The following is a 13,756-nucleotide window of genomic DNA, read 5'->3' on the forward strand; positions in this document are numbered from 1 at the left end:
GAGGAAGCCGACAGCTGATGACACAAACCACGCACGATGGCAAGGCCGACTCCCACACGTCTGAATAAATACTTTCAAGTATCTCTAAGCACACTAATGAAGTATGGAGGTCGTCCGCAACATCCAGATAAAGCTCGACGTTCCCGAGGACGCTCACAGCGTTCTCGATGAGACGTTCGAGCAATTCCGTCAAGCGGCCCAACACGTCGCTGACGCTGGATGGAGCGACGACCCCACGCAGATCGAGGACACCAAGAACACGCTCCACGACCAAACCTACACAGAGGTTCGGGAGCAGACCAGTCTACAATCCAGTCTCGTCCAATCCGCCCGCAACCTCGCCGCAGACGCACTCGGCAACTGCAAAGACCGCATCCTCGACGACGGTAAGAAGGCAAGCAAGCCCGAGTTCCGAGGATCAGTTGTCGTGTACAACGGTCGCACCATCACCTATCACGACGACCACGTTACCCTTGCCACCGTGGACGACCGCGTGACCGCCGAGTTCGTCACTCCCAACGAGGAGGACGGCACTCCGTTTGCGGAGTATTGGACGGACGACTGGGAGAAAACCGAGGCAACGCTCCACAAACGGGACGGCACGTACTACCTCCACGTCGCAGTCGAGAAAGAAGTCGAACCCGCTGATTCTAGCGACGAGCAGACCGAGAACGGAGTGGTTCTCGGCGTCGATTTGAACGTGGACGGCTACCTCGCCGTCACCAGCACGGGAGCCTTCCTTGGCAATGCAGACTACCTCAACCACAAGCGTGACGAGTATGAGCGTCGGCGCGGCAACCTCCAACAGACCGGCACTCGCTCTGCCCACCTCACCATCAAGAGTATTGGCAGCCGGTTCGCTCGGTGGAGCGCGGACTACCTCCACCGCGTCTCGAAGGCCATCGTTCAGGAGGCCGTGGAGAACGACTGTACGGCGATTGCGTTCGAGAACCTGACGCATATCCGCGAGCGCATCTCGAACGCCTCGAAGTTCCAGCAGTGGGCGTTCCGCGAACTCCAACGCCACGTCGAATACAAGGCCGAAGAGTACGGTATCGACGTGGACGATGTTGCCCCTGCGTACACGTCGCAGCGGTGCAGTCACGGCGAGTGTGGGTTCACGCATGAGGACAACCGTGATGGTGACGAGTTTGAGTGTCTGAAGTGTGGGAAGGAACTCCACGCGGATTACAATGCCGCTCGGAATATCGGGTGGCGGCTTGTCCAGCACTGGCTCAAGTCTGGTGCTGGACGGGCCACCAGTCAACTGGCCCTCAAGTCAGGGACGCTGAACGCGAACGGTGATTACACGCCTTCCGCCTTGCGCGGGTAGAGCGGGAGTCCACTGACAAGCCTCGGGGCTTGACCCCGAGGCGGTTGACACCTGTGTCTCGTAGTGCCGGCAAGTCAACGCTGTGGGCACGTCAACAAGCCCCTCCACCTTGTTTTTGAATACGATCGGGATTTTGTATCGAATGACTAATTCGAACTCGATCCAATGTCACATCAAAAGCGGGACCAGCCAGAAGACGGGGTTGGAAGATACTGCCGACAGAATCTGCCACATCCGATTTGTTCATCCACAGTCCCCACAGTTCTTAACCAACACATATCTATTGGATGATTTGGTGTTGGTTAAGGAAGCTAAGAAGGATGAGGCAAGGCTAAAGCAGGTCTGAGACTATATTCTATGTAAGAAACGCAGGTATGAATGCCATAGAACAAACGCAAAATATACGCCAGGGGCTCTCGACTCGAGAAAGTCGACTCCTTGCACGACTCGCTGGCGCGGGGCACCAGATCATCTCCGTTGACGATATCGAGACGACGCTGGAGGTTCCCCCACACACCGCCCGCGAGATAGCAGCCCGGCTCACCGAGAAGGGCTGGCTCGACCGACTGTTTCCCGGCCGATACCTCATCATCCCACTCGCAGCCGGTGAAGAGGGCCTGTACACCACCCACGAGTACCTCATCGCCGCCCACGTCGCCGAGCCGATGTACATCGGCTACTACAGCGCCCTCAGCCACCACGGGCTGACCGAACAGGTCCCACGGACGGTGTACGTCGTTACGCCGACCCGAGCGCAAAGCCGGGAGATCCACGGTGTTTCGTACCGCGTCACGACAGTCACCGAGCGGAAATTCTTCGGCTGTGAGCCGACATCGATCGAGGGTACGACCGTTCAGGTCAGCGACCTGGAGAAGACGCTGGTCGACTGTGCGGACCATCCCGAGTTCTGCGGTGGCGTTCGGGAACTCGCAACCGCGATGCGTACTGCCGACGACCGTGGTGTCGACTGGTTCACTGTCGGCGAGTACCTCGAGCGCCTCGACAACGGCGCTGCGACCAAGCGGATCGTCTACCTCGCCGACAAGCTCGGCATTAATCTCCCGGCGCGTGAGGAACTCGTCGCGTCGTTCACGAGTGGCTACTCGCTGCTGGACCCGACGCGGCCCGACACCGGGTCGACCGACAGTACGTATCGCCTCCGGATCAACGTCGAGCCAGCCATGCTGGAGCCCACGGAGTCCTGACACGTAGCAAGCGGAAGCCCACTCCTTCAGGGCTGTCTCTTACCCACAAATCGAGTTGCTAGCAGAGACTGTCCAGTAACAAGAAACGATAGATGGCCCTTATTCGGCGGCTTCACCAGGTTTAGAACGGATTCCTGTTGTGAACTCGGGGCGATTTGAACACCCCCGTGATCGGGAGTCGATCTCATTTCGTCTCCCGCGTGTGTCTCGTCCAGTCACAGATCGCTGTCGAGAGCGAACGAGAGGCTTCTCTAGAGACTCCCAGACTTATGAGTAAGAGACAGTCCTTCAGGGGTGGGTGTAAGCGACAACATAGCCCATCAGTCCACGCGCTACGACTCGTCTGGATGTTCCACCGCCTCTAGACCGGCTTCGATAATCTCCTGATAGGCTTCTTCGAGGCTCACGTCTTGCTGTTCGGCGTAGTCTTTCACCCGCCCATTCAGTGTGTGCGAAATGTCGATGTTCGGTCGCATCGTTTGTGTCCAAAAGGCATTTAGACATTCAAGAACAAATGTCTGTTGTCGTGAGGCGAACCAATACGTTCGCGGTGCGACCGCTCTCCGAGCAGGATGAGCAGCTGCTCCGCGAGCTGTTGGACGCCTCCGCCAGCCTGTGGAACGAACTGAACTACGAACGCCGCCAGAACTTCTTCGACGGCGAATCGGTGTGGGACACCGCCGACTACCGCAAGCAGTACGTCGGCGTCCTCGGCTCCGCCACCGCCCAACAAGTCATCCGCAAGAACAGCGAGGCATGGCGGTCGTTCTTCGCCGCCCGAGAGGACGGCGAGGACACCGCTCCGCCCGGCTACTGGGGTAACGAGGACGAGGGGCGGGAGTTGCGAACGTACATCCGCAACGACCAGTACACTCTCGAAACCGGCGAGCGGAGCCGGCTCGAAGTCCCCGTCGGCCAAGACCTGAAAGAGGAGTACGGGCTTGGCTACCACGACCGTCTGCGCCTCGAAGTCACTGGCGACCCAAAATGGGACGGCGAGCAGGGTCGGTTGGAACTGTACTATGACGAGGTGGAAGACACGTTCAGGGCCATTCAACCCGTTACCGTACCTGATTCTCGACGGGATTCACCACTAGCCGAGGAATCGGCTGCCTTGGACGTTGGCGCGAACAACCTCGTCGCCTGCACCACCTCGACCGGCCAGCAGTACTGCTACGAGGGCCGCGACCTGTTCGCCCGCTTCCGCGACACCACTGAGGAAATTGCCCGCTTGCAGTCGAAACTCCGCGAGGGCCGGTACAGCAGTCGGCGGATCCGACGGCTGTACCGTACGCGGACACGCCGGCGCGACCACGCACAGGACGCACTCGTCCGCGAGTTGATGGAACGACTGTATGACGAAGGTGTTGCCACGGTGTACGTGGGCGACCTCACCGACGTTCTCTCGAAACACTGGTCGGCAGAGGTGAACGAGAAAACGCACCAGTTCTGGGCGTACCGGTCGTTCATCGACCGGCTTGCGACAACTGCTGAGGAGTACGGCATCACAGTCGAAGTCCGGTCGGAAGCGTACACGACGGCGGAGTGCCCCGCGTGTGGTGAGCAAGAGGATACGGAGCGGGACGGCGACGTGTTCCGGTGTTCGTGTGGCTACGAGGGGCACGCAGACCTCGACGCTTCGCGGACGTTTCTCGAACGACAGGCTGGCGTAAATCTGGACGTCGGGTCGATGGCACGGCCCGTGCGCCTCAAGTGGGACGACCATATCTGGTCGGAGTCACCACGCTCTCCCGCGAGGGTAAGTCCCAACGAGGAGCGCACAAACCGGAGTACCCGCAAGGGGAAACTTGCCTCCGTGGGAACGGCATAACCAACATCCCCACCAGAGGAATCCAACCCCTTCAGGGGTTGGAGGATGTCAACAAGGTACGAAGTCGGCATATTTTCTCTGCAGCGTCGAGAACGGTGCTGTTCAACGACGAACTATGGGTTTGTGCCACCATCGACGGCGTCGAGATCGGGCTCGTCGAACTCGAGGGCTTCCGCGACGACATCCGGAAGCTCCGGGCGAGGGGCCGATTCGTGGCGCTCGATTTTCTCGGTCTTCCGCGTGTTTTCGTAGAGGGCACGTGCGACCGGAAGCCCACGGAGATACTTGTAGTCGTGAAGGACCTCGACCCCCCGCTCGGTGAACCCGTAGAACTGTGAAGGGAGATCACGTTTCCCCTCGCTTGGTTCGTACGTGTGGCGTGCGAGGAGCCCGGCGTCGATCAACGTCTCCAACTGGTCTTTGATGGCCGCCTGGCTCTTCCCGGTCATATACTCGAGTTCGGCGAGCGACATCAGATGGGCGGGATGGCCCAGCAGCTCCTGAATGATGAGATGGCGCGTATCCTGGGACAACAGCTTGAACAGCCGCTGTTGTTCCGCGAACGGCCCCGCATCGGCCGCGCCAGTGTCGGTTTCGCTCATACGTGACGATACGAGGAGGGGCGCTATAACAGTTAGGGTCATCCAAGTTGGTTAAATCAGAAAAAATCAAAGTGATTCAGAAAGGATAAGGTGTTGTGGTTTGAATCGGCAGCTAATGACCGACCCAAGCCCGCCGCCGGACGCTGGGGAGATTATGGCCGTTGTTCACGAGGCCGTGGGGGGCATCGAACTTGAGCCTGCAGAGAAACGGGAAATATGGCGGTTCACCCAGCGTGAATTGCCGTATCTTTGGAGTCAGCGGACATCGTATTTCATCCTGGGAAGCTATCGCGACCCCTATATCCGTCGGCTTCGCGCCGTCCAGAACGAACTGACAAAGCAGCTCGGTGCGTATCCGTTCATCATGGGCGATCTCCTCGAGCTTCCGACTGACCGGCTCAATACGTTCGATATCATGCTTTCGCTGCTCGCGACGTACAGCGACTACATCGTCGGTGTCTTCGAGAAGGAGAGTGGTGGGGAGGCGCCTGAATTGGGCGAGATCGATGACCCACCGTATTTCGACAAGTCGTACGTGTTCCCGCGTGATTACGCGTGGGTGACTGACGAGAACCTTGACTCGACACAGCACGTCATTCAGGCTGCTCTCGAGATAGTGTTCGCAGACGATTTGTCGGCGGATGACGTCCAAGCAAAAATCGAGTCGCTCGTTGATCGCGCCCAAGAAAGCGGTCTCGACATCGACGAACAAGAGGTGTGGGATGTGATCGACGACCGGACAAATGAGGACGAAGAGCCGGCAACGTACAGTTGGGTTCATCTCAACAAGTTCCGCAAATTCGAACTCCACGAACGGTGCTTCCCGTGGACGACAGAGGACGAACTTCGAACTGAGGTTGACGAACTCCCATCCCCGACACCACGTCCGGAGTGGGAAGAGCGTGAGGGCCAGTGAATTATCCTGTCCTACTCGCTTGGCGGCACACTCATCATAGTGAGTCGGCTCGGTAGTTTACTCTCGGGTAAACTACTTTACTACGCCCGGTCGAATACATCGTCATGGAGGTTGGTTCGGGTGTCGGCGACGACACGACACCACGGGAAGTCATCCACTTCATTACACAGCAGACACGATTTTCGCTTATCAGCGATATTCTCGCTCACCCCCAACAGCACCCATCAATGTATGAACTCGAGGAGCTCAACCCCAGCGTGAGTGATGCCACCGTCTACAAGTACATCCAGAAGCTGATCGACGCCGGCATCGTCACGGAGGTCGCCCTGGACGACGACCAGCGCCGGCAGGGGTATCCCTGGAAGTTCTACGGCCTCACCGAGGAGGGTCGGGAGTTCTTGGAGACGCACAATCTGCTTGCCGCGGAGGAGACACTTCAGCAGATCTACGACACCATCGCCGATAAGCCCGAGAAGATGGTCAAGTACGAGAACGCGCCCCGTCCAGATTAGGAGTGGTTGTCAGAGAATAGGGAGCGATAGTCTGCCGTTATTCCCGGAGGTTAGCCTGACTGACCGACTTCACGGACGTAGCCGCTCCGCTCAAGATCAAATTCTTCGGCTACGAGTCGAGGCTCATCGAGGACACCGCCGTGAGCGTCGCAGATGTGTAAAAGACGACCGTTGACTGTACCGACCATCCCGAACTCTGTGGTGGCATCCAAGAATTCGTACAGGCGATAGTCGTCGCGGAGGATCGAGACTATTCGTGGGCGACGGTCGTTGAGTGCCTCCAGCGACCCGACAACGGCGCTGCGACCAAACGAATCGTCACTCGCCGACCAGCTCGGCTTCGACCTCCCGGCGCGTGAGACGTTCCTCAAGTCATTCACGAGCGAGTGTCCGCTCCTCGACCCAATGCGATCCGAACAGGGAAGCTACGACAGTGAGTATCATCTCCGAATCAACGTCGACTGGGAGAGACTCGATTCGATGGAATCCCGATGCCAGGTCGGTCCGAAAGGTAGCGTGAATTAAGATGCTCCCCCAAGTACAGCGAATCAGGTAGATGGGTCACGTCTATTATCACCATCCGGGCGACAATCAGTTCTCTCTTGATTTTGTCCACGAGGCTCCATCAGAGATCGTTGCCAGGATTGTCGAGTACGACGACGACGTGGCGGTGAAGGTTCGCAAGTACGATTTTGACAGCGAGTTTTTCAGTATCTATACCTCCCGCGTCGGTGGTGGGGACGTCGGCGATCTCGAATTCGATCTTGGCGAAGCACTCTCTGAGATGGGTGCTGATAACGGTACCATCGTTGCCCGGCTCCTTGAGATCTATCAAGCGCTCATAGCCCAGAATGAGGAAGAAGAAGGAGTTCCCGTTGAAGCGTACAAGAGCATCGACATCGATGCACTCCCAGATGCGCTCAACCGGGTGTCGTGGGAGGGCAGCGCGACTGATGTTGCAGGCCGTCTCGCCTCAAATCTCATTCTCAAACACGCGCTTCCGAATGCGAACCATCGGACTGCTGTTGCCCTGGTTCAGTTCTACCTTCGTCGGATTGCTCCCGATTTCTCGATGCCAGAGACATCCGTGGAAATCGACTCAGAGACATACGACTGGCGGGAGTGGGTAAACGAGTATATTAACGAGTCAAAGCGTCTCTTGACGGTTCGTCGGAAGAATGTGCTACTCAAACATCTCTCTGACTTCGGAGCGACAACGCTTGAACGGAAACACGAGGTCCAGATCGACCTGACGGCATACGAGCTGGATATGTATCCCGCAGAAGCGAAAACAGTCTACGCAACAGCGCACGAGGAGCTCTGGATCGAATTCGTCGAAGAGGCGGTTGAGCGCACCGACAACCCCGAGCTAATGGAAACCCCTGGGCTATCCAAGGCGGAGTTCGCAGAGAAAATTCGGACTCTCGAGTAAGCGGCGTGCGCTAGTCTTGGAGCGTCGCGACCGTGCGGCCGGTTTCTTCGGCCTCTTCGCTCCGCGACATCCCGTATGTTGCGAGAGCTTCCTCAACCGCGTCGTCCAGACTCATTGGTCAGGCAAATCTTGGCTCTGCCGACGGATAAAGTCTCGCACGATTTGCGTTTATCATTGCATCGGCCAACTCGCCAACCGTGCAGGACCGATCCCGCAAACAGTAGATAACCCGTAGCACCGTCCACTCTCATAGATTCCCATCTCTCCGATGTATTCATAATCATATCGGGTAGAGTGGAATACAGACTCTTGGCGCACAGATCGAGTCGTCAAATAGTGAGACAGTTGTGCAACCGTATTTTGGAGAGGCAATTCGATCTGCGAGTCCGAACTACTCGGGAGGCGACGTGAACAGGCGCCGATACTCGTCAAGCCACTCGATCTCGTGGTATGCCACGTCGTTCTGAATGTCGTATTCAAGCGGGAGTGGATCCGAACGGTGGGCTGTAAACGTGAGGTTGATCTCGATACAGGGCCCGTGCTCGGAGACGCACTCGAAGCCATCGTCAACGGGGTATACAACGCTAAACCAGCGAATCTGGAACCCAAAGTGGTCACACACATCTCTGACGACTGCAGCATCGCAATAGGGCGTGTGGACCCACAGTTCCCCGCCAGCGTACGCCTGATCTTTGACACACCAGACTGCATCGAGGGAGCGGAGAAACTCCGCAGCGCGATTGTAGTGCACTTCAGTCAGGCGGTCCCACCAGTGGTACTCCTCGACATCGTCAACGAGGAGCTGGAGGCAATCACCACACACATCATATGCCCGTTCACCGAGAGAGACTTCGTGGAGTTTGTCGTACTGGGTGGTGTCACAAGCATCGCACGGCGGGGAAGCACCACTACCCTGGCATCCAGTGGATGATCGCTGTTCGGTGGGGTTGGAATACCCGCTGTTTGCACTCCCTGGCTTCTGAGATTCGTTTGAGTCGGTATTCTCGGTCATTGGTATCTAACCGAGAACCGTCAGTCACGCCGTGTGACTGGGCTCCCGGCTAGCACCGGACCGGCGATCGGCCACTCATCTATCGCCACAGAGAGCAGGTTGGTGTAAATAGTTTCTGTGGGTCCAACCGAGAACACCGGCCAGCGTCCGGCTATCGACGACAGCCAATGCTAGGACATTAAACGTCGTGTGCAACCGTATCTTGGAGTGTGACTGCCGTGTCTGTGGGTAACACACCCTAACTAATTTTAATACAATTGCCACGATATTCCAGGCTGACGTCCGATACACCCCTCAAACCGAGAGAGTTCAACACGATGATCATCACTCGCCTCACCCCGCGGCGTGCTCGTTCTCGCTTAGCCGCGGCTCCCGTGTTCGGCGAGTGTCTACAAGATCAGCGTGCGAAGTGCCCGGGCGCAAACCGCCGGATCCACGTCGACTTCGAATACGAGAGTTCGACGCAATCCGGCGACGGCCGGACACTCTCACCCGCATAACTCGGCCCCCATACGGACTACCCGTCACGGGTCGGGGAACACGGGATTGCCGCCTGCCTGTGCCCAGTACTCGCTCAGGACACAGCCTGATGCGAGTGCGGGGTGCCAGGCTCGCGGCTGCTTGGTTTCCGTTCGTTCCGATACAGGAGCGAGCGGACTCCGTCCGCGCTGAGCGTACGGAAGTCGTTAGCCAACAGCTCCGCAGCGAGAGCTGCGGCTACGTCGAGCCCCGGAGTCTCCGCTGGCGAGGGACGCCGGACTTTGAATCCGGAGGTCGCCGGTTCGATTCCGGCCGGGGCGACATGCCGACGTGGTGTAATCCGGCGAGCATACGGTCGTGTCACGGCCGTGATCCGGGTTCAAATCCCGGCGTCGGCGTGGATGCGTGGCGTGGCCACGTGGGGATACCCATCGAGGTAGGCAGCCCGTTGGTGCGATCAGCTGGATCGTTCCGACGATGCTGGGCCCAGCAGGGTCTGCAACCTACATGAGCCGGTGTGGTATTCCCGGGAACACCCGAAGTACGCCCGCGCGATGAGACGCGCAACCACGACTACTCGGTCGCGGTTGCGCAGTTGGAAAGTCGTACAGATAGATAATCAACTGCCGAACGCTCGGCAGTCCCGTGAGCCGATGGTCCAGCGGACGACGATCTGTGCCTTGGGCGCACAGGACCGAGGTTCGAATCCTCGTCGGCTCACTGTGCCGCGACTGGGTATTGGGGAACCCAGCGGCCTGCTATGCCGTGGCCGTCTGCTATCGGTCTCCCGGTTCGAATCCGGGTCGCGGCGTCATGACAACGAATGTCTGCCCTGCCTGCGAGGAGGAAGCGTTCCGTCACGTCCCACTCGGTGAAACAACGTCCATCGACACGATTGGAAGCGTGAAAATCTGCGTCACCGAGGACGGCGCATACTTCCACGGAACGAGGTGACTGCCATCCATCCACTGGCCGATGACCCGTTCCAGACGAGGCCAACCCGCTCCAGTGGAGTAGCGGCCAAACTCCGGCCCTCTCACGGCCGAGCCCCCGGTTCGAATCCGGGCTGGAGCATTCTCCAACAGTCCGAGACCTCTCACTTCCAGCCGACTAGACTGAGGGACGGACAGCTGTGGAGAACTGAGAGATGCCCATGAGTGAGTTCCGAATTGTGTGCTGCGGGATAGGATAATGGCAGTCCACGGGGCTCATATCCCCGAAGTCCAGGTTCGACTCCTGGTCCCGCAATGGAGGACAACAATGGGACTATTCGATACAGTCGAACTCTACGACGACGTCCACCTGCCAGAGTACCCCGAAGGGATTACTCCTGCCGAGGACGTCGACTGGCAGACGAAAGGCATCGATCGACCGACCATGACCACATTTCGGATTACGGCGGACGGTCGGCTCCTCGAAGAGGAGTGGCACACCGAAGCGGTCCCGCCGGAAGACCGGCCATACGCGAGCCGTGACGACGTCGACGAGGACGATTTTCGCTACATGGCCGGCAGTCGGAACCGAGTCCACGACGGCTGGATCGAACGAGACGACTACCACGGCCGCTTCAAGCTCAAACACTCCTTCGAGGGTCTCGAGACACTCGTCACGTATCAAGTAACGTTCACGCACGGACAACTCGAGGGCTTCGAACGGCTGCAGTGACCCGTGCGTGCCCACACCTCGGTGCTTGATTTACTCTCCAGCGCTCCCGGAGTCTCCGTTGGCGAGAGACGCCAGTTTTTCAAACTGGAGGCCAGGGGTTCGATTCCCCTCGGGAGCACTCGGGGGGCTGGCCATGACAGCGCTTTCCCGTGTCTGACATAGCGGGCAGCCACGGATCCGTGACGCTGTCACGGTCAGCTTTCCCCAAGCGTGTGGTCGTCGAGGTGGTGCGTTTCTTCGCCCGCAAAGCACACCAACGGGAGTCATAGCCCGTCGCACCACCGGTTGCCCGACCGCACGTGGCGACCGTCGAGTCGGAGCGTTGCTTCGCTAGGAACTCGCAGGTTCAAATCCTGTCGGTGGCGCAGTCCATCGAGAACATCCCGGACAAAGAGCGTACGAGAGGACGCTCGACACCGGTTCCGCTCCGACAGTTTTCCGGTCGCCGTGTCGCCAGTGGCCGTCGATCTGGAGCGCTACGTCGATGGCACGCTACGGGTTCGAATCCCGTCGTTCGCTCCAGGAATTGTCCGGCCACTCGTGTTCCCGTAGCTCAGTCAGGACAGAGCACCGGCCTTCGAAGCCGGGTGTCGCACGTTCGAATCGTGCCGGGAACGTCCAGCCGAGCGATGCGAGGCTGGTTCGGGACGTTTTGCTCCCGAGGCTCGCTGCTCACAGAGCGTGTGGGCAGCTGCGATCGGAGTCGCCTATTGCGGCTCCGGGTGATAGGATGGAATTCAACACCCCAAAGCAAACGGTCGCGGAGGCAACGCGGACCACCAACTACGAAGGTGGGGACGCGTTCGAGCCTGCCGACCCCCGACTCGCACTGTACAAGCGCACGATCAACCAACTGCTGGAGGGCTCGTTCTACGAGACCGATGACGAACAGCTCGCTGCTGTCGTTCGCCAGTTCGATGCCGCCGCAAACGAGGACCCGGAGTTCGTCCTGAAGCTCGCGGCCTATGCGCGCCAGGAGCTCTACTTGCGGGACATCCCACAAGTACTGCTCGTGCTGGCAGCCAACGACGACCGGTTCAAGGACGACTCCCCCGAGTCGCTCATCCGCGAATGGGCGCCGGCGATCATCCAGCGGATGGACGAGACGGCCACCGCGCTCGCGGTCCACGATCAGCTCTTCGGCGTGACTGCGCCGTGGCCGCTTCGACGCGGGATCGAGGACGCGCTGGTGGAGATGGCCGACGCCTACACGCTGGGCAAGTACGACCTGTCGCGGCGCGAGGTGACGCTGCACGACGTCTTCAACCGCGTCCACCCCACGCCCGTCGACGCCGAGCAGGAAGCGCTCTTCGAACGGTTCATGCGCGGCGGCCTCGACGACTATCCCGACGTCGACCCGTTGCCGTCGCCCAACACGTGGGAGACGGTTATCTCCGAGCGCGGCAACACCCAAGCCGCCTGGGAACTGCTCATCGAGGACGACGAGTACACGCTGCCCATCTTCGCGTCGATCCGGAACCTCCGGAATATGCTCGAAGCCGGCGTTCCGGAGGACACCGTCGTGGATCACCTCGACCTGGAGGCAGTCCGACACGCGCCGCTGTACCCGTTCCGGTACTACCAGGCCTACACCGCGCTGCAAGACGCGGATGTCCAGGCACCAGCGGTCGAGCAGTGGCTCGAAGACGCAATTGATGTCGCGGTCGAGACGGTGCCGGGCGGATTCGGCGATACCTTTGTCGCGGTCGACCTGTCGGGATCGATGGATCAGCCGCTGTCCGCGAACAGCACGCTCCGATTGAAGGAGATCGGTACGTTGTTCGGTGCGATCCTGGCCGACCAGGGTGTCGACGTCGGCGGGTTCGGCGACGACTTCCAGACCGTTCCGATGCACGTCGACACGCCAGTCCTGCAGCGCCAAGCGGCGGTGTTGGCGATCGACGAAGACGTCGGGAACTCGACGAACGGCTGGAAGGTAATCGATTACCTCCGCGAGCGAGGTGAGCCCGTCGAACGCATCGTCGTCTTCACCGATATGCAGATCTGGGACAACACGCCGTTTACAGCCCGCGATTCCCAGACGGTCAAGGACGCGTTCGATGCGTATCGGGACGAGGTGTCTGCGGACACCGCGCTGTATCTCGTCGATCTCGCGGCCTACGGCGACCTGGTGACGCCAGAAGGCTACGAGAACGTCTACAACATCTCGGGGTGGTCGGAGAACGTCCTCTCGTTCATCGAACACGCCGAGAATCCGAAGCAGATCATCGATGAGATCGAGGCGTTCGAGCCGACCTAGCCCTGTTCGGATCTTTTCTTTGAGGATGCGCGAGTGGTGGAGTTCGGAAACACGCGGTCGTGCCACGACCGAGACGGACGTTCGAATCGTCCCTCGTGCACTCGGAGTACAGTTGTCGAACATCTGGCCCGTGAGACGCGCCTCAACGGAGATGATAATATGGCAGTATCCAATACCACCGACCTAGACTCGACGACAATTGCCGTCGTGACGATTCGAATCCCCTGCGGCGCGGATGGGGACCTCGTCACTGACACTGAGAAGCGTATCTCGCGGCCCGAAACTATCGATGACGTCACGATTGACGAATTGGATAGTATCGAGCCACAGCTGTCGGCAACACTCATTACCGTCGAAATTACGGTCCGGTGGGCTACGGCGATTGGCGAGGAGGAAGTCAGAGACAGACTGGCTGGTGTCTCGGGACTTGAGTCAGTCAGACGGATTGCATAGGCCGTTCAGAACGGCATAGCCGAAAGTGTAGTAATCTATTTGACTGTTACCAGGA

The 13,756-nt window shown here is 59.1% G+C and carries 11 protein-coding genes and 9 tRNA genes; 18 read left to right on the forward strand and 2 right to left on the reverse strand.

Going from position 1 to position 13,756, the window contains the following annotated elements; translation table 11 throughout:
- Nucleotides 1-103 precede the first annotated feature (103 nt).
- From ACYQ26_RS00375 to ACYQ26_RS00385, 3 genes are all read left to right on the forward strand, one after another.
- Nucleotides 104-1,333: an RNA-guided endonuclease InsQ/TnpB family protein gene (locus ACYQ26_RS00375; RefSeq protein ID WP_459806333.1), complete on the forward strand. Its 1,230-nt coding sequence runs from the start codon at nt 104-106 to the stop codon at nt 1,331-1,333.
- Between the two features lie 374 nt (nt 1,334-1,707).
- Complete coding sequence (locus ACYQ26_RS00380; RefSeq protein WP_211087934.1) at nt 1,708-2,538, forward strand: type IV toxin-antitoxin system AbiEi family antitoxin domain-containing protein; 831 nt, start codon at nt 1,708-1,710, stop codon at nt 2,536-2,538.
- A 514-nt stretch (nt 2,539-3,052) separates the two neighbouring features.
- On the forward strand, nt 3,053-4,369 hold the full coding sequence (locus ACYQ26_RS00385; RefSeq protein ID WP_459806334.1) for an RNA-guided endonuclease InsQ/TnpB family protein: 1,317 nt from the start codon (nt 3,053-3,055) through the stop codon (nt 4,367-4,369).
- Between the two features lie 113 nt (nt 4,370-4,482).
- Here the strand turns inward: ACYQ26_RS00385 and ACYQ26_RS00390 are convergent, their stop codons facing one another.
- A complete protein-coding gene (locus ACYQ26_RS00390) occupies nt 4,483-4,971 on the reverse strand; it encodes a helix-turn-helix domain-containing protein (protein ID WP_049987548.1) in 489 nt (162 codons plus the stop codon).
- A gap of 115 nt (nt 4,972-5,086) precedes the next feature.
- On the opposite strand from ACYQ26_RS00390, the gene ACYQ26_RS00395 reads away from it, so the two are divergent.
- The 3 genes from ACYQ26_RS00395 (at nt 5,087) to ACYQ26_RS00405 (ending at nt 7,831) form a co-directional block, all read left to right on the forward strand.
- Complete coding sequence (locus ACYQ26_RS00395) at nt 5,087-5,887, forward strand: DUF8170 family protein (RefSeq protein ID WP_459806335.1); 801 nt, start codon at nt 5,087-5,089, stop codon at nt 5,885-5,887.
- 104 nt (nt 5,888-5,991) lie between these two features.
- Entirely contained in the window at nt 5,992-6,399 is a 408-nt protein-coding gene (locus tag ACYQ26_RS00400; protein WP_459806336.1) for a transcriptional repressor, read from the forward strand.
- Between the two features lie 556 nt (nt 6,400-6,955).
- Nucleotides 6,956-7,831, forward strand: a complete 876-nt coding sequence (locus ACYQ26_RS00405; RefSeq protein WP_423751836.1) for a DUF8172 family protein — start codon at nt 6,956-6,958, stop codon at nt 7,829-7,831.
- 391 nt (nt 7,832-8,222) lie between these two features.
- Here the strand turns inward: ACYQ26_RS00405 and ACYQ26_RS00410 are convergent, their stop codons facing one another.
- The gene (locus ACYQ26_RS00410; RefSeq protein WP_222923659.1) at nt 8,223-8,843 is read right to left on the reverse strand and encodes a hypothetical protein; all 621 of its coding nucleotides are present in this window, start codon (nt 8,841-8,843) and stop codon (nt 8,223-8,225) included.
- A gap of 725 nt (nt 8,844-9,568) precedes the next feature.
- On the opposite strand from ACYQ26_RS00410, the gene ACYQ26_RS00415 reads away from it, so the two are divergent.
- The 12 genes from ACYQ26_RS00415 (at nt 9,569) to ACYQ26_RS00470 (ending at nt 13,701) form a co-directional block, all read left to right on the forward strand.
- Nucleotides 9,569-9,644: transfer RNA gene (locus tag ACYQ26_RS00415), tRNA-Gln, on the forward strand.
- 3 nt (nt 9,645-9,647) lie between these two features.
- Nucleotides 9,648-9,721, forward strand: a tRNA-Asp gene (locus ACYQ26_RS00420).
- Between the two features lie 249 nt (nt 9,722-9,970).
- A tRNA-Pro gene (locus ACYQ26_RS00425) sits at nt 9,971-10,043 on the forward strand.
- 4 nt (nt 10,044-10,047) lie between these two features.
- Nucleotides 10,048-10,134: transfer RNA gene (locus tag ACYQ26_RS00430), tRNA-Ser, on the forward strand.
- A 191-nt stretch (nt 10,135-10,325) separates the two neighbouring features.
- A tRNA-Glu gene (locus tag ACYQ26_RS00435) sits at nt 10,326-10,397 on the forward strand.
- A 103-nt stretch (nt 10,398-10,500) separates the two neighbouring features.
- A tRNA-Met gene (locus ACYQ26_RS00440) sits at nt 10,501-10,571 on the forward strand.
- Between the two features lie 12 nt (nt 10,572-10,583).
- Nucleotides 10,584-10,988, forward strand: coding sequence for a hypothetical protein (locus ACYQ26_RS00445; protein WP_141463192.1), 405 nt, complete (start codon nt 10,584-10,586; stop codon nt 10,986-10,988).
- Between the two features lie 42 nt (nt 10,989-11,030).
- Nucleotides 11,031-11,106: transfer RNA gene (locus ACYQ26_RS00450), tRNA-Glu, on the forward strand.
- Nucleotides 11,107-11,530: 424 nt separating this feature from the next.
- Nucleotides 11,531-11,605: transfer RNA gene (locus ACYQ26_RS00455), tRNA-Arg, on the forward strand.
- A gap of 113 nt (nt 11,606-11,718) precedes the next feature.
- The gene (locus ACYQ26_RS00460; protein ID WP_222923661.1) at nt 11,719-13,248 is read left to right on the forward strand and encodes a TROVE domain-containing protein; all 1,530 of its coding nucleotides are present in this window, start codon (nt 11,719-11,721) and stop codon (nt 13,246-13,248) included.
- A 27-nt stretch (nt 13,249-13,275) separates the two neighbouring features.
- Nucleotides 13,276-13,348: transfer RNA gene (locus ACYQ26_RS00465), tRNA-Gly, on the forward strand.
- Nucleotides 13,349-13,407: 59 nt separating this feature from the next.
- Entirely contained in the window at nt 13,408-13,701 is a 294-nt protein-coding gene (locus ACYQ26_RS00470) for a hypothetical protein (protein WP_222923662.1), read from the forward strand.
- Nucleotides 13,702-13,756: the final 55 nt, after the last annotated feature.

The sequence above is a fragment of the Halopiger thermotolerans genome, assembly GCF_054654555.1.